This is a genomic window from Fluviicola taffensis DSM 16823 (assembly GCF_943372375.1).
Lineage (GTDB): Bacteria > Bacteroidota > Bacteroidia > Flavobacteriales_D > Crocinitomicaceae > Fluviicola > Fluviicola taffensis_A.
The window spans coordinates 285,998-302,129 of record NZ_CALRYJ010000003.1; the positions used below are offsets into that span (position 1 = coordinate 285,998).

General features: G+C 40.2%; 16 protein-coding genes and 4 tRNA genes. 2 read left to right on the top strand and 18 right to left on the bottom strand.

Annotated elements, in window-relative coordinates:
- Nucleotides 1-6 precede the first annotated feature (6 nt).
- The 16 genes from tuf to AAG807_RS07095 all read right to left on the bottom strand — a co-directional run bounded on the left by tuf (nt 7) and on the right by AAG807_RS07095 (nt 9,765).
- Nucleotides 7-1,194, bottom strand: a complete 1,188-nt coding sequence (gene tuf / locus AAG807_RS07020) for an elongation factor Tu (protein WP_341901902.1) — start codon at nt 1,192-1,194, stop codon at nt 7-9.
- Nucleotides 1,195-1,280: 86 nt separating this feature from the next.
- A tRNA-Thr gene (locus AAG807_RS07025) sits at nt 1,281-1,352 on the bottom strand.
- A 23-nt stretch (nt 1,353-1,375) separates the two neighbouring features.
- A tRNA-Gly gene (locus tag AAG807_RS07030) sits at nt 1,376-1,448 on the bottom strand.
- Between the two features lie 23 nt (nt 1,449-1,471).
- A tRNA-Tyr gene (locus AAG807_RS07035) sits at nt 1,472-1,553 on the bottom strand.
- Nucleotides 1,554-1,566: 13 nt separating this feature from the next.
- A tRNA-Thr gene (locus AAG807_RS07040) sits at nt 1,567-1,640 on the bottom strand.
- Between the two features lie 174 nt (nt 1,641-1,814).
- Nucleotides 1,815-2,111, bottom strand: a complete 297-nt coding sequence (gene raiA / locus AAG807_RS07045; RefSeq protein ID WP_341901903.1) for a ribosome-associated translation inhibitor RaiA — start codon at nt 2,109-2,111, stop codon at nt 1,815-1,817.
- A 5-nt stretch (nt 2,112-2,116) separates the two neighbouring features.
- Nucleotides 2,117-2,998: a tyrosine-type recombinase/integrase gene (locus AAG807_RS07050; RefSeq protein ID WP_341901904.1), complete on the bottom strand. Its 882-nt coding sequence runs from the start codon at nt 2,996-2,998 to the stop codon at nt 2,117-2,119.
- A 69-nt stretch (nt 2,999-3,067) separates the two neighbouring features.
- Nucleotides 3,068-3,568: a hypothetical protein gene (locus AAG807_RS07055; protein WP_341901906.1), complete on the bottom strand. Its 501-nt coding sequence runs from the start codon at nt 3,566-3,568 to the stop codon at nt 3,068-3,070.
- Nucleotides 3,569-3,662: 94 nt separating this feature from the next.
- Nucleotides 3,663-3,854 (bottom strand): 30S ribosomal protein S21, encoded by a 192-nt coding sequence (rpsU, locus tag AAG807_RS07060; protein WP_013686906.1) that lies wholly within the window; start codon nt 3,852-3,854, stop codon nt 3,663-3,665.
- 193 nt (nt 3,855-4,047) lie between these two features.
- A complete protein-coding gene (locus AAG807_RS07065) occupies nt 4,048-5,187 on the bottom strand; it encodes an acyl-CoA dehydrogenase family protein (RefSeq protein WP_341901907.1) in 1,140 nt (379 codons plus the stop codon).
- 52 nt (nt 5,188-5,239) lie between these two features.
- A complete protein-coding gene (locus AAG807_RS07070) occupies nt 5,240-5,767 on the bottom strand; it encodes an adenine phosphoribosyltransferase (RefSeq protein ID WP_341901908.1) in 528 nt (175 codons plus the stop codon).
- Nucleotides 5,768-5,904: 137 nt separating this feature from the next.
- The gene (locus tag AAG807_RS07075) at nt 5,905-6,765 is read right to left on the bottom strand and encodes a helix-hairpin-helix domain-containing protein (protein WP_341901909.1); all 861 of its coding nucleotides are present in this window, start codon (nt 6,763-6,765) and stop codon (nt 5,905-5,907) included.
- 11 nt (nt 6,766-6,776) lie between these two features.
- Nucleotides 6,777-7,688, bottom strand: coding sequence for an SDR family oxidoreductase (locus AAG807_RS07080; protein WP_341901911.1), 912 nt, complete (start codon nt 7,686-7,688; stop codon nt 6,777-6,779).
- 12 nt (nt 7,689-7,700) lie between these two features.
- Nucleotides 7,701-7,940, bottom strand: coding sequence for a PspC domain-containing protein (locus AAG807_RS07085; RefSeq protein ID WP_144332601.1), 240 nt, complete (start codon nt 7,938-7,940; stop codon nt 7,701-7,703).
- A gap of 7 nt (nt 7,941-7,947) precedes the next feature.
- Nucleotides 7,948-8,442 carry a hypothetical protein gene (locus AAG807_RS07090; protein WP_341901913.1) on the bottom strand — a complete coding sequence of 165 codons (495 nt, stop codon included), beginning with the start codon at nt 8,440-8,442 and terminating at the stop codon, nt 7,948-7,950.
- Between the two features lie 42 nt (nt 8,443-8,484).
- Nucleotides 8,485-9,765 (bottom strand): DUF2851 family protein, encoded by a 1,281-nt coding sequence (locus tag AAG807_RS07095; RefSeq protein ID WP_341901914.1) that lies wholly within the window; start codon nt 9,763-9,765, stop codon nt 8,485-8,487.
- A gap of 163 nt (nt 9,766-9,928) precedes the next feature.
- On the opposite strand from AAG807_RS07095, the gene AAG807_RS07100 reads away from it, so the two are divergent.
- A complete protein-coding gene (locus AAG807_RS07100) occupies nt 9,929-12,772 on the top strand; it encodes a T9SS type A sorting domain-containing protein (RefSeq protein WP_341901915.1) in 2,844 nt (947 codons plus the stop codon).
- Nucleotides 12,773-12,857: 85 nt separating this feature from the next.
- Here the strand turns inward: AAG807_RS07100 and mtnA are convergent, their stop codons facing one another.
- On the bottom strand, nt 12,858-13,922 hold the full coding sequence (gene mtnA / locus AAG807_RS07105; RefSeq protein ID WP_341901917.1) for an S-methyl-5-thioribose-1-phosphate isomerase: 1,065 nt from the start codon (nt 13,920-13,922) through the stop codon (nt 12,858-12,860).
- 111 nt (nt 13,923-14,033) lie between these two features.
- On the opposite strand from mtnA, the gene AAG807_RS07110 reads away from it, so the two are divergent.
- The gene (locus AAG807_RS07110) at nt 14,034-15,209 is read left to right on the top strand and encodes a T9SS type A sorting domain-containing protein (protein ID WP_341901918.1); all 1,176 of its coding nucleotides are present in this window, start codon (nt 14,034-14,036) and stop codon (nt 15,207-15,209) included.
- A gap of 134 nt (nt 15,210-15,343) precedes the next feature.
- Here the strand turns inward: AAG807_RS07110 and AAG807_RS07115 are convergent, their stop codons facing one another.
- Nucleotides 15,344-16,042, bottom strand: a complete 699-nt coding sequence (locus tag AAG807_RS07115; protein WP_341901920.1) for a T9SS type A sorting domain-containing protein — start codon at nt 16,040-16,042, stop codon at nt 15,344-15,346.
- Nucleotides 16,043-16,132 lie beyond the last annotated feature (90 nt).

Genomic DNA, 16,132 nt, shown 5'->3' on the forward strand with positions numbered 1-16,132 from the left:
CGCGAATTAAGCGATGATTTCAGTAACCTGACCAGCACCTACTGTACGACCACCCTCACGGATAGCGAAACGTAGACCTTTGTCCATTGCTACAGGAACGATTAACTTAACAGTAATTGTTACGTTATCACCTGGCATAACCATCTCACGTCCGTCTGTCAAGAAAATCTCTCCAGTTACGTCAGTTGTACGGAAGTAGAACTGAGGACGGTATTTGTTATGGAATGGAGTGTGACGACCACCTTCTTCTTTTTTCAATACGTAGATTTCAGCTTTGAAATCAGCATGTGGTTTAACAGAACCTGGTTTACAGATTACCATTCCACGTTTGATTTGAGATTTCTCAATACCACGTAATAAAAGACCAACGTTGTCACCAGCTTCACCTCTATCCAAGATTTTGCGGAACATCTCAACCCCAGTTACAGTAGAAGTTAATTTCTCTTCACCCATTCCTAAGATCTCAACTGGCTCACCAGAGTTGATAACTCCTGTTTCGATACGACCTGTTGCAACTGTACCACGACCTGTAATCGTAAATACATCTTCAACCGGCATCAAGAAAGGCTTATCAACATCACGTGGAGGCAATTCGATATATGTATCTACTGCGTCCATCAATTCGTCGATTTTAGCAACCCACTCAGCTTCTCCGTTCAATGCACCAAGTGCAGAACCTTGAATAACTGGAGCATTGTCACCATCGTAATCGTAGAAAGACAACAATTCACGAACTTCCATTTCAACTAATTCCAACAACTCAGCGTCATCAACCATATCCACTTTATTCATGAATACAACTAAACGAGGAACACCAACTTGTTTTCCTAATAGGATATGCTCACGAGTTTGAGGCATTGGACCATCAGTCGCAGCAACAACCAAGATTGCACCGTCCATCTGAGCAGCACCTGTAACCATGTTCTTTACGTAATCCGCGTGACCTGGACAGTCAACGTGAGCGTAGTGACGATTCAAAGTTTCGTACTCGATGTGTGAAGTGTTAATAGTAATACCACGCTCTTTTTCTTCAGGAGCGTTGTCAATAGAAGAGAAATCACGAACCGCAGCCAATCCCTTAGAAGCTAACACACTTGAGATTGCAGCTGTTAACGTAGTCTTACCATGGTCAACGTGCCCGATAGTCCCGATGTTAACGTGCGGTTTGGAACGATTAAAATTTTCCTTAGCCATTTGTTTTTATTTGTTACGTAGTTAATAAACCTTTTTCTTACTAATACAAAATTTCACCCATAAATCTAATGAGTGAATCCCTGCAGAGCCAATGACGAGAATTGAACTCGTGACCTCTTCCTTACCAAGGAAGCGCTCTACCCCTGAGCTACACCGGCCTATCCTTTTTATATCGTAATTGAGCGGGAGACGAGATTCGAACTCGCGACCCTCAGCTTGGAAGGCTGACGCTCTACCAACTGAGCTACTCCCGCTTATTATATTATTTTACTTGTCGTGGGAGTGACTGGACTCGAACCAGTGATACCTTTCGGTGATAGATTTACAGTCTACTGCAATAGCCACTATGCGACACTCCCATCCTTTAATGCGAGCCGGTGGAGGGACTCGAACCCCCGACCTGCTGATTACAAATCAGCTGCTCTAGCCAGCTGAGCTACACCGGCATTAAAGTTTGGTAATAAATACGATTTAAAAGAACGATTCTTTAAAGTGTTTTTCCCATTTGGGTTTGCAAATGTACTAAAGAAATAAATACCTGCAAGCGTTTCGATGAAAAAAAATCAAAAAAAAATGGATGACCTAAGAAGCCATCCATCTAAATAATTCATTTCCAATTACTAATTCGCTAATTTACCTTTGTATTTTTTTACTTGTGTACGCAAGGCATCGACACACAAATCTGCCGCTTCTTCAAAAGATTTGCATTGTTTCTTTGCAAATAACTCTTTTCCGGGCATCAATATTTTCACTTCAGCTATCTTATTTTCCTTGTCCGAATTCTTATCCAATCTTAAAAAAACCTCTCCAACAATGATGTGATCAAAAAAAACTTGCAGCTTTTCAACTTTGTCATTAATAAAATCAACCAGCTTTTGATCCGCTTTAAAATGGATAGAATGCACTTTAACGTCCATGACTTTTACTTTTTGCGCCCACGTGGATGGGCATGTGAATAAATCGAATTTATTTGGGCGAACGAATTGTGTGTGTAAACTTGTGTGGCAGATAAATTAGCATGCCCCAAAAGTTCCTTTAAAGTTTCCAGCCCTGCACCATTATTCAACATGTGAGTTGCAAACGTATGACGCAAGACATGCGGGCTCTTTTTTTGCACATTCGTTACACTTCCAAGGTATGTATTTATTTTCCTATATACAAACTTTGAACTCATTTTTCTACCATCTTTTTTTACAAATAACAAAATTTGGCTATCGGGTCCGGCAGGCTTCAGTTTTTCATAAGACTGAATGATACCATAGAGATCCTGACCGATCGGAATGATCCGCTCCTTGTTTCGTTTCCCTAAAACTTTGATGCTGTTAGTGGTTACGTCCTTGTTTTTTAGTTCAATTAATTCACTTAAACGGATTCCTGTTTGATAAAACAATTCGAACATCAACCGGTCCCGAATTCCTTCAAAATCAGAAGCAAATAGCTGTTCAATCCGCGCTCCGTCAATTTCGGATTGTTTCACGAACTGTGGCAAACGCTTTTCAACTTTCGGTCCGCGGATCCGCAACATAGGATTTTGTTCCACCTTGCCGTTTGCAAGCAGCCACTTGAAAAAGGAACGCAAGCAAGATATTTTGCGAGACACCGTGCGATTACTTTGTCCACCCTCCAGCAAATCAACAACCCATGCGCGCACCAATTGATGATTCACCTCATTCCACTCTGCCGATTTTGATAGTTCTGAAAAAACGATGAATTGATTCAAATCCTCTTCGTAAGCCAATATGGTATGTTTCGAGTAACGTTTCTCGACCTGCAGATAATGGATAAAGGAATCTTTATAGGACATAACAGAACTACAAGATACAAAAAAGAGAACAGGACATCCTATACTTAGGCTGCAATTATTGAATTCAGCTTACTTTTTGATTTTTTCCTTTACCCATTCCTCCAATTCACCTTTTGTATCCAAATCAACCAATTCCTGCATGGCATCATCTGATTTCAACTTGCCCGTCTTGTAAATATGGATCATACTTCGAAGTCCGGCCAAATTGCCCTTTAACTCGTCTTTGGAATACTCATTCTCTAAGGCATACTTACCCCATCCTCCCATAAAAAAAGACAGCAATTCCTTGTTCACTTTTGTGTAATCAAGAAGGTAGCCATTTAAGGTAATTGTGATCGTAGGAGAATCACTCATCCAACCAACAATCATGGCATATTGATGCCTATGCATTTCAGGTTCTTCATCAAAGGGTGTGTTTTCAATCCAATTGACCGAAGCAATAAAATTCGGTTCACTGGCTTTGAATTCTTTCTTCTTAGGGAGCTTCATTAAGGGTTCGGCATTCTGAGCTGCCAGCTGTAATCCGGAAGCAAAAAACAGCATGAAAAGTAAAGTCTTTAGGTGATTCATTATTTTTTAGATTTTAATGTGGCTAAATTTAAACAAAAAAAGCCCTGACACAATGCCAGAGCTTTCAATTTCATTAATGCGAAGCAAGTCCGGATTAAATCTCTTGAGATTTCATTTTTTGAGCATAAGCTGCACGAATGTTTGCTTGACGATCAATAACAGATGGTTTCACGAATTCTTTACGACGACGTAATTCTTTCATGACATTTGTTTTGTCATATTTCTTCTTGTACTTCTTAAGCGCTCTTTCGATGTTCTCGCCTTCTTTAACTGGAATGATTAACATATCTATTTAATTCTATTGTTAGCTATTTAATACCTATACGCTTATAGGGAGCGCAAAGATAATTCTTTTTTCTTTTCAACAAAGCGTATTTCAAAAAATAATTTATCTCTGATCGCTTTTTTATCAACTTTACCAGTTCAAAGGGTTTAATAGGTTCAAAAAGTTTAAAGAAAAACACTTTTGATCTATTGAACTATTTAAGGATTTCTCTCGAAATTACCAATTTTTGAATCTCTGAAGTTCCTTCACCGATGGTCATCAACTTCGCATCTCTTAGGAATTTCTCAGCAGGATACTCCTTTGTAAATCCGTAACCACCCATGATCTGAACAGCTTCATTTCCACATCTTACAGAAACTTCGGAAGCGAAATATTTTGCAAATGCTCCCTGAGTTGTCATTTTCTGATTTCGGTTTTTGTAATCTGCTGCCTGGAAAGTCAACAATTCTGCTGCCTCCACTTCTGTAGCCATATCAGCCAATTTGAATCCGATTGCCTGGAACTTACCGATCGGTTGTCCGAATTGCTCACGCTCTTTCGCATACTTCACGGATGCTTCATAAGCTCCACGTGCAATTCCGCAAGAAAGTGCTGCAATTGAGATACGACCTCCATCCAGAATGTGCATTGCTTGTTTGAACCCTTGTCCTACTTCACCAATCACTTGTGACTCGTGCAGACGTACATTGTCAAAAATCAATTCTGCTGTTTCAGAAGCGCGAACCCCCAATTTGTCTTTGATTTTAACTGCCGAAAATCCAGGAGTTCCTTTTTCCACGATAAATGCCGTTATTCCATTTGAATCCAACAATTCACCTGTACGAACCAAAACAACAGCAACATCTCCGGATAAACCGTGAGTAATCCAGTTTTTCGCTCCGTTAATCACCCAATATTCTCCATCTTTAACAGCCGTAGTTTTCATACGCATGGCATCAGAACCTGTATTTGGTTCAGTCAAGCCCCATGCTCCGATAAATTCCCCTGAAGTTAATTTCGGTAAATATTTTTTCTTTTGTTCTTCGTTTCCGTGGTAATAGATGTGTCCGGTACACAACGAGTTATGCGCTGCAACACTTAGACCAATTCCTCCACACACTTTTCCTAACTCCATCAATGCTGTTGCATATTCCAGGTATGAAAAACCGCTTCCTCCGTATTGTTCCGGGATATAGATTCCTAGTAAACCCAGTTCTCCCATTTGTTTCATGACATCTACGGGAAAATACTCATCTGCATCCCATTGGTTCATGTTCGGACGGATTTCTCTTTCCGCAAAATCACGCACCATTTGCGTGATCATTTTTTGATTTTCGTTTAGTTCAAAATTCATGATTAACAGTTTGTTTGGGGTATCCGTTAATTTATTTTTCGATTAATAATTTCTAATATGCCACTAAATTAGTAATATTATTAGAGTAGTTTTTCAATTTTTCTTTACCATTTAGAAAATTTAACCCTACCAGGAAATTAAATCCTGCCACTTCACCTCCACATTTCTGAATGAGCTCCGCAGCGGCTGAAGCTGACCCACCGGTAGCCAATAAATCATCGTGTATCAATACACGCTCCCCTTCTTGAACGGCATCCACATGCATTTCAATGGTCGCAGAACCATACTCCAAATCGTATGAATGGTCTATTTTATGGTATGGTAATTTCCCTGATTTGCGGATCAGTACAAAAGGAAGACCCAATTCCATTGCCAAAGGATAACCGAATAAAAAACCACGGCTTTCAATTCCGGCAATCTTGTCCAATTTTTGGTCTTTGTAAATCGATACCAAATGATTGACGATTTCTTTGGATAATTGGGGATCCAACATGATCGGAGTGATGTCCTTGAAGACGATTCCCGGTTTAGGAAAGTCGATTACATCTCTAATTACGCCTTTAATTTTTTCTTCTATCATGATTCTACTATAAGGTCATCCATTTTGAGAGCGCAATTTTACGGGAGAATTTGACAAATTCCAAGAAATCATCCAAACTTACTTGGTTTATTACAACAACGCATTTTGTTTCGACTTAGTATCCTGTCGGGATAGAATCATTCCACTATCAGGTAATACTTCAGTTTTTCATACAGTTCATCTGTCATCAGAACCGATTTCTTTATTTCCCGGAGTTCTTTATAGAATCCGTTTTGGGACCGCAACTTCACCAGAGAATTTGCCAGATTCCATGAAATGTATGGATGAAGTGACAATTCCTTCGCACTTGCCGTGTTGATATTCATCGTTCGGATATTCTCCGGATCAATCCGAATGTATTTTTCCCACACCGCAATTTTCTCCGGAGTTGCCTGCCAAACCTCACTCAGTTGACTCAACGAATAGAATCCGCCGAAATTGTCCCTGGTCCGGATGATTTGTTTTGCATCGAATGCAGTTATTTCAGCAGCCTGAAGCACCTCATCCAGACTTGCCCGATTGATATCCACCTTGATCAATTTCTGTTCGAGCTTATATTCCGTGTATTTATCCAGATTCTTCGTTCTTTCAGGATAGTACGTTGAATCCTTTATGAGTTGGAACAGTTCATCGGAGATGACAAAGATCCGCTTCAACTCTTCATTGGAATAGATTTTCCGGGAGGTGAATTTGAGTACGATCGCACTTTGCTTTTCAGAAAGCCCCAAAGCCATCCATTCTTCCAATGAATACTGGTTCGGATCAAATTTGGATAAAGGTCTTGAAAAGCGTTTTTTCTTCCAGCCTTTGTGGTAATTAAACCCGGATTGACTTCTTAGTTTCTCTGTAACCTCCTTCTCAGGAGTCGACCATTGTTCCATCCTGATTTCCGGTTTCGGCCTGAAATATTGAATGAGGTCAGGTGCCACAAAAATGGCGAGTAGCAGTAGCGTGAACACAACGATTCCTCGTTTGGTAGATTTTGAATAGTGGGTCATTTTGTTTGTTCTTAGCGGTAGTGAATGAGTTCTTTTTGAAGCAGTGGGATGGTTTCTTGTATATCCATCGGATGATAATCCAATAATTTTTCAGCTTTTGAAAGGTCGAAACCCGTTCTTGGCGGTCTCTTAGCGGCTTGATTCAAAGTCGTGGAGGAGATTGTTTCAATTTTCAAATCCGTTAATTGAAGTGCTTTTCCCACTTCCTCCACAATCTGATTGATTGCTCTTGGCTTAGGACCCGAAAGATGGAAAATTCCGGTTTGATTCCGTTTAACAATTTCCACACAACCATAAGCCAGGTCATCTGCCCACGTCGGAGCGCGAAACTGATCATCCACCAGCTTCATCAATTCTCCTTTTGGAAGCGCTTCCATAGCCCAAAGAATCATATTGGAACGGGACAATCCGAAGCCTGTCCCATAAACGATGATTGTTCTGGCAATCGACCAGTTTTTATAATTTTCCGGATCGGTTAGGAGGAGATGTTCCGCATCCACTTTTGAGTGTGCGTAGACACTCAGCGGATTTACGGTATCTTCTTCTTTATAAGGACCATTTTCTCCATCAAAGACAAAATCGGTGGATACTAATTCAAAATGAGCTTGAATACTTTTCGCAGCTTCGTAAAGCACCTTGGTTGAAATGACATTCACCTGATGACATTCTTCCGGATGATCTTCGCAGTAATCCACATTGGTTAATGCAGCAGTATGGATAATCGCTGTCGGTTTTTGGTCAAGCACCAACTGATGCACCTCATCTGTCTGGAGCAAATCCAAGCTGATATAGTGGTCGTTTGGACATTCCGGATTCCGGTTTGCCCCTTTGGAAGTAGCAACGAACGGGATAGCATGCTTTAGGCAACGCTTGACAATTTTTTGCCCCAATAAACCATTTGAGCCAGTGATAAGGATTTTCATGAAAGTCAGCTATTATAATTCCCAAATAGATGCCCGTTTGGACCGTCTAAAACCAAAATAGTGTTTGTGCTCCAGAATCCAAGCCATAATCAAATAAGGAATCAATGGAGAACCTAAACCAATACACGTTGCATAGATAAAGCCCAAGCGCACTTTGTTGGTTTGAATCCCCAATTTGGTTGCCCACCATGAGCACACCCCGAAGGAGCGCATCTCAAAGAAAAAAGCTATTTTTTGTAAGGTCCGTTTCATAAATCGGTCACTTCTTGTTAAACAAAGACTTCTCCAGAGCCAAAAATGCTTCTTTATTTTTCGAAGCTTGAATTTGATCCCGTAAATTTTGAGTTGACTTAACGGCATCTACACCTCCGTCAAGTAATGAGATATCGCCAATTGAAAGTTGTTTATTCCCCTTCATTTCAAACTGATACAAATAGTATTTATTTTCTCCCTCCGGTTTTAAATACATCACATTCAATCCATCAATTTTAGTTTGATACATGATTAGATGATTCGTTTCCAATGCATACATTTCACCTTGTTCCAATACCTCAACAGCATAACTGTATTTATCTATTTTAGTGAATTTCACTTTTCTAACCTCGTGATCATCATGACTTTCATCAAGAACCCATGTTCCAGATAAATTATCATTTACCACCTCTGTTCCAGTTGCTCCGGGAGAATAATCCAAACCAACCGGGCATGCTGTTAAGAGAAACAACAAGGGAAGGGCGAAAAGTATTTTTTTCATCGAATGAAATTTGTTCTCACGAAGATAAGCATAATCTATTATTTAGGATTGACTTAAATTCAACAACTCTTTCCCAATCAAACATTTCAAACATTTCTTAGGGGCGCACCATTGATTATTGAGTTCCAAAACAGCTTGTCCAAAACGCGCATTGCTTGGGTATGAAACCAGGCTTTTCCATCGTTCCAACACCTTGTTTTTTTCTTGAGGAAGCAGTTCTAACAATTCGATTGCTTTATTCAGCAAAACAATATTCCCCTGTTTTTGTCCGTACCAAAAAAGAAAAGGGGCAACTGCATTTATAACAATCGTTAAGGACGCCTCTTTCGCCAGTTTACCGGAAGATGGTTTTTGCTTGGGCCTTCCTAAATGATAATGATTCTCCCAATAGCTAGTTGGTTCCTTCGTCAAAGCGTCCATAAAAATCTTCACAATCTCAGTGGGTTCAAGCGACCAGAAATCGCACGACCAATCAAAATGATTTGAGAATGCCGCAAATTGTACTAAACGCAAAGCTGGAAAACTAGCCGGGCGAGCCCCTTTGAATTTAAAGGACGATGAATCAACATTTGACAATTGCAAACGATGTTTTTGAAACGTCCAGTTACTTTTGAGTTCTTTTTCATACTGATGGTCAAAATCGTGGTCAAGAAATCCTGCCAATCCAAGTAATATAGCCTCTCGAACTTGCATTGAAGAACGAAGAAAACGATAAACCGGAATTTGATTTGCAAGTTCCAGAAAAGGCAATCCATTCAGTTTACCTCCAAAGGTTTTCAATAGAAAGCGAAATAAGAGTTCATGAATGCTCCACCTTAAATTTTCGGAAAGGTGTTCTATCTCATTGGCTTTTCGTTGCAATCTGTCATGTGTGTTTCGCTTCAACTGATCTGAAACAATCTTTGTTGGAACATCTTTTAATTGTTGATCGCAGGGAATTCGACTTTGAAATTCCAGTTTTTGTTTTGATTCATTGAAATGCTTCCAGTCGATTAAATATTTCAATTCCAAAGTTGGCAGGACGGAACCATTCACTACTATTTCCATATCGTGATTGTATACTACATGCAAAATCACATTGCTATAAGCCAAATCAAACTGATGTCCGTGTTTCATCCAATCTGAAGAATTAACATGCATCTCTATGTTTCCATAAAGTAGTAATCCTCCCAACAGAATGGAGCCGTTAAAAAAATCAGGACCAGAATCAAAATTGTAATCTCCAAAATTTTTAATCCTCACTGATTCACCTGTTGTAGTGGTCAACTCGGCACTCAATAAACGCTTGGATTTCCAGATAAAATGAAGGTATTTCTCGTTCATAATTCATTGTTTTCCTATTTAATTTAAGAAAAAAGTTGATTTCATAAAAGGGAAATCTCATCAGATTAATCAAAAATTCATACACTTCAGATTATTCTCATTCCCATCCTTCATTTATTGAATAACTTGCCCCAAATAACATTCCCGGTTAAATCTCTACTCTATGAAAAAAGGATTACTCTTTCTGGTGACAGTCATCTCTTTAACGTTCAACTCAAACGCCCAGTTCAAACGTACTTTTTTGAACAATTATAACGATCTGAACATCCTGAAATTAAAAATACTCGATTCGGATGTTGGAAATATGAAGCTCTTAAGTCTTCATCCGGATGGAAGCGCCACCACCTTTAAGCTCAAAGTTTCCGAGATCAACACCATTGGAGACTTGGTTTCCGCAACTGATTTTTCACTCAACATTCCTTCGGCAAGTGGAAAAATCGTTTACATTTCCAATGGATTCGAAACAGCTACGGACTATATTTTCAGTCTTTTGATCAAATCAACATCCAATCAGACCCTATCTTTTTTCAAGGTTAGTAAAACCACCGGTCAAGTAATTCAAAGTTTTGAAACTCCGGACACCTTTCTTCTTGGGTTTGTCGAAACACAGCGCATAAACAATGAATTGGTCACTTATATGGTAAAGACCGGCGGAGGTTTATATCGGACATCCATCTCCTTTTCAAATCTGAATACCTACTATACCGAACTGGTCGATGCTTCCGTCTCGATTTCCGTGGGAAATTCTTCTTTCGTCAACTGCAAACGATCTACCGAATTGGAGCTGATAGGCGGAAAGGAATTAAGCATCATGAGCTATCAGGGTGATTTTAAAATTTATGTGCGAAACAGCCTGAATAATTACACTCCTAATTTCATTGCAGGATCGAATGGTTCAGGAGTTCATATTCTTCCGCTTTCAAATGATACGCTGCTTGCTTGTGACGCTGTGAGCTGGTACAAAGTGAATTCCTCTGCTCAGGTATTGGCTTCCGGATCCTTCTCTACCGGATCCAATTTCGTTCAGCACCTGATTGTCAAAAAACCGAACGGATTCTATCGATTGGGAAAAACAGGTTCCATTCGATTTGAAAATCTGGATGATAATTTCAACGTATTGAGCAGCGATATCCATTCCGGAGTCAGTTTTATGAACGAATTTGTTTCACGGCAAGACCAACAGATCTTTTTAGGTACTTCTGCATTCCTTTTAGCTGATTATGATCTTTATGGAAACGATAAAGAAGCATATCAGGTCTTTCTCCAGTTAATCAAAAATGATTCTTTTGATTTCAACCGAACTCAGGAATACCAGACACAATTCAAGAAGGATAATATGGAAATGCGCTTCAGCGAGAATTCAAGAGTTGTCAATAATGGTGGGTCAGCCGCCGGGCAAGGAGTCTCATTCAATAAGAACAAACGACTTGCTTACGCCTTTTCACAAGTTTATACCGGTATCACTCAAACCGGAGATACCATTGGAAAGGCAAATGGGGGATTGTCTTCTTTTTCTCGGGTTGGTCCCTATACTCCAAACAATCTCTTCAATGATGTCATTGAAAGTAAATACAACCGTGGTTTCTATGTTACAAAAGCCATGATTGAAGCGCATATTGACTCCCTACAGTCCAATTCAACAACGTATGTTCCAGTTCACGGGATTCGTGAATGGCCCGGAAATGGCGATATCTCTTTAGGACAAAGCGATCAGATCGCATCTTACTTCGATTTGAACTCGAACGGAATTTACGAACCGATGCAGGGAGATTATCCCATCATTTACGGCGATGCCTGTTTCCTTCAAATCTGGCATGACCATCCGAATCTGGAACTACCTGGGGGAATCGAAACACACAACTATGCTTATACCTTAGATTGCGATACTTCTGACATCTACACCAACACGGTTTTCTTCAAAACGAAATACATTTCCCGTGTGAATGATTTCAACCGATTCAGCATCGGTAGTTTTCTGGACCTCGACAATGGATATCCATACGATGATTACGTCGGTACACATGTTGAATTGGGTATGGCATATTGTTACAACGGGGATTTATTTGATGAGCCATTCGGTTCGGAAGCAGGTTTTGCAGATACACTGCCTGCTCAGGGTTTCATGGTCTTAAAAGGAAATAAAAAAGATGCGGACGGACTGGATAATCCGGAAGATGCTTCCCCGATCGGGTGCACCAATGGAGTGGGTTTCAACGATGGAACGATTGATAACGAGTATTTCACTCTGGAACGGACATTGGCATCTTCAGCCTTCGGTGGTGTAACGATCCCCGACCCTCAAACATCAAATGAATGGGAACGAATTACAGAAGGCTACTGGCCCGATGGAACTCCCTTATTTTATGGTGGAAACGGCAATGTTTTTTCCAATACAACCACCTTTACAAAAGCCCGATTCATATTTCCCGGTGGAAGCGACACCTTGTTTTATGGAACAGACGGTATCAATCCGGGATTCGACTGGACACCGATTCAGACAGCCGCATCGTCCGGACCTGTTCTTCCTCCTACCGATTACCGCATTTACGCTTCTCATGGCTCACGTGCTTTCACTCTAACGGATACCATCGAGTTCGATTATGTGTACCTGGTATATTATGACTCTACACATGCATCAACAAGTTTTACAGAGCCACTGGCAGGATTATTTGCCAAAGCGGAGAAAATAAAACAGGCTTACAATCAGAATGCCGGACCTTGTGGAACGAATTTTAATCCGATTGAAGAGGACCTTTCCGTTAAGGAAGCTGATTTACTTCAGATCGGTGTTTATCCCAATCCGACAACCGGAATAATCCATTTCAGTGGAATCAATCAAGCGGCAACTGACGTAGTTGTCTATGACGGCAGCGGAAGAATCTTGAAAACAGCAACAATCAAATCCGAAACGGACTTCATTGACTTATCGGATTTACAGGGGAACTTGTTCTTTGTGAAAATTCAGCAAGGACAGAAAGTACTCACACAAAAAATTATCAAATACTAACATTTAGTATTTTCTATGTGTTCTATGTGTATTCTAAGGTGGTTAAATAATAAAACCACATAGTAACATAGGACACATAGTTTTCTTATATATACTCTGGAAATAATCCCAGCAAGCCAACTTCACTAGCTTCACAAACTCCACGTTCGGTAATCAATGCCGAAACCAAACGTGCCGGCGTCACATCAAAACCGTAATTGCTTGCTCCTGTTGTCTCCGGACAAATCAGGACCTCATCCAATTGACCAGAGGCTTTACTTTTTCCAACGATATAGCGCACTTCATTTTGGTCCCGCTGTTCGATTGGAATTTCTTTCAACCCGTCACGGATGGTCATATCCAAGGTAGTTGATGGAAGTGCCACATAAAACGGAATTTGATTATCGTGAGCTGCTAAAGCTTTCAGGTAAGTTCCTATCTTATTGGCAACATCACCTTGTCTTGTCGTACGATCCGTTCCTACGATACACATGTCCACCATTCCATGCTGCATCAAGTGTCCACCCTGATTATCAACGATTAATGTATGCGGAACATCGTGTCTTGTTAATTCGTAGCACGTCAGATTTGCACCTTGCAAGCGCGGACGAGTCTCATCCACCCAAACATGTACTTTGATTCCTTTCTGAAGTGCCTGATAAATCGGAGACGTAATTGTTCCCCATTCGATACAGCCCAACATCCCGGCATTACAATGCGTCAGAATATGAACCGTTTCTCCATTCTTCTTCTTTGAAATAGCTTCAATCAGGGGCAAACCGTGAACGCCAATCATCCGACAAGTTTCCACATCATCTTCCACAATTCGACCAGCTTCTTCCCAAGCAGTCTGAACCAAATCGGATGCATTCTCCAATTTTGCCTTCATGCGATCCAAAGCCCAGAATAAATTGACCGCTGTAGGTCGTGAAAGACGCAAATCAGCAAAAGCTTCATTCAGGTCCGCTCCTTCCCGCGCTGCCAGATAAATTCCATAAGCAGCAGTTGCGCCAATGAGTGGAGCACCGCGAACCACCATATCCTTGATTGCTCGTTCGGCATCTTTGTAAGAGATTAATTTTTCAACTACCCATTCGTGTGGTAATTTGCGTTGATCAATAACTTCCACATACTTGTCTTCCGTTGTCCAAATGGTTCTAAATGCACTCATAATCTGATTTTCTGCTGCAAAATTAATCTATTTGGCAGAAATCAAATGAACTCTCTGTTATTCTCTTATTCATTTCATATTGTATCTTTAAATCCAATCAATTGAATGGTTATGAAAAACGCACAAAGATTACCTGTGAAGATGGCATTGATTCTTTCTTTCATCTTTTCTGTCAATGGAAGTTGGTCCCAAACTGTAAAAGGCTTCTATGTTGACGGGTTTCATACCATTTTGGGGAATCCCGCTAAAGAAGACAGTTTATTGACTTTCGCCCAAAACAACGGATTCAATTACCTGACACTGTATAATTTGCATAATGTCAATCAGCAGCATTCCATGATCAACACTTCCAGTTCAGCACTTTTGGCAAATTTCATTTACAAGGCAAAAACGCAATTCGATATATTGGAGATTGGGGGTGGATCGGAAAACTTTGAATTCTTCCGGGATATCATTCATGTTTACAACACACAACATACCAATCCATTGGAAAAAATAGATGTTTACAATCTGGAATTTGAATGGTGGAATGCTCTTTCAGTGGATACCGGTGGATATTATTGCCAATATTACCTGGCCCCAAATGGCGATACTTGCAGCATTGATGGGGCATTCCAATATGCTTCAAATCTACTTTACAGCATTGACTCATTAGCAAATAGTGTAGGCTTGACATCCGAAGTCTATTTGGGATGGTTTAATGATCAACAAGCAGTTGGCTTGGTAGGAACAGGTGTCGACCGCATTTTTCTGCACATCTACATTCCATCCGTGACTTTCAACCAGACGCATCAATACAATTATGTTAACGATCGTCTTCGCTCTCTGGGCTTAACAAACCAACCGGTGAAAGTGTTTCCGCTTTATAGCAGTGAACCCGCCTTCATGCAAAGCTGGGTAACTGCAAATGACTATTACCTGCCTTTTGATTTACTTGAAACCAGCCTCCAAAATGAGACTGGTTCCTGGAAATCCACTATCCAACTGGAAGGGATCCAATGGTTCACGTATTCTTATATGCCCCGTAAAAACATGGATCTTTCAGTAGAAGAAAACACCATACAGTTTACCGTATTGCAAGACAGGTCGGCGAATTCCATCATCATTCAAAACACAACAGACTCTCCAATCAATTACCACTATCAGTTAGTTGATTTATCAGGTAATTTATTGTTAAGTGGTACTCAAAATGAATCCATTCTTAAACTAGACCCATTCGCAGCCGGAACTTACATTCTTCGAATCCGATCTGCCAATACCACTTCCAATTTTCGGTTTGTAAAATAGTCGGCTTATTCATGAGCTAACAAAAACTTCTTGACCGATGGACTCTTGATTTTCAACCGGTCTCACTTCCGAATAAGCAATCGGAGTACTGGAAAAGTGGAATTACTGACCTTTCCTCCCGATTCAACATCATTTTAATGGGATATAACCATTCGTTGGACAAAATTCCCTTTTGAATTGGAAATAGCGATCAGGTAAATACCGTTCCCCCAATTGGAACAATCAATTTCCCCTAATAAGTTTCGAGCAAATTCAACTTCATTTCCATTGAGGTCTGCAATTGAGATGGTAGCATCTTCAGCGCCCACAATTGAAAAATGATTATTCGCAGGATTAGGACTTAATTGAATTCCATCCAATTTGTTCGTCCCAACGGATAAATCCGCTTCATCAATAAAGGTGATTGAAACACAATGCTTGTTGTTCGTCAGTACAGGATCTGAAATTGGGTTCGCTGAATTCTTCGGTTTTCCATAAACACATACATCAGTGGTTATACCATTGAAACTGGCAGAGAATCCGATTGTATGGATCGTTTCAAAAGCTTGCCCCTGACCATAAGGAATACCGGTATAGATTTGCGCATTTCCAGCTGCAAATGACAAAGGGATGCTGTCATCATAAATGAGGATGTAATAATAAATGGAGTCCGAAGCTTCCAAGGTTGTTTGCCCGACATTTAAAATTTCCGCCTTGAAATCAATCGGTACTTCAGTCGCCATATAATCACCATCCTGGTGAGAGGTAATCATCAGGTTTAAATCGATTTCGCGCTGGGCATTGGAAAAAAAGCAAACGGAAAGGATGCTCAATGAAAGTAGTGTTCTCTTCATAGTTCTGTAGTTTAAATTCTATCCATCTGAATACCAAATGAACGAGACCAAACTACGGAAAATGAGATTTCCCCTTCTTAGAAAAATGTA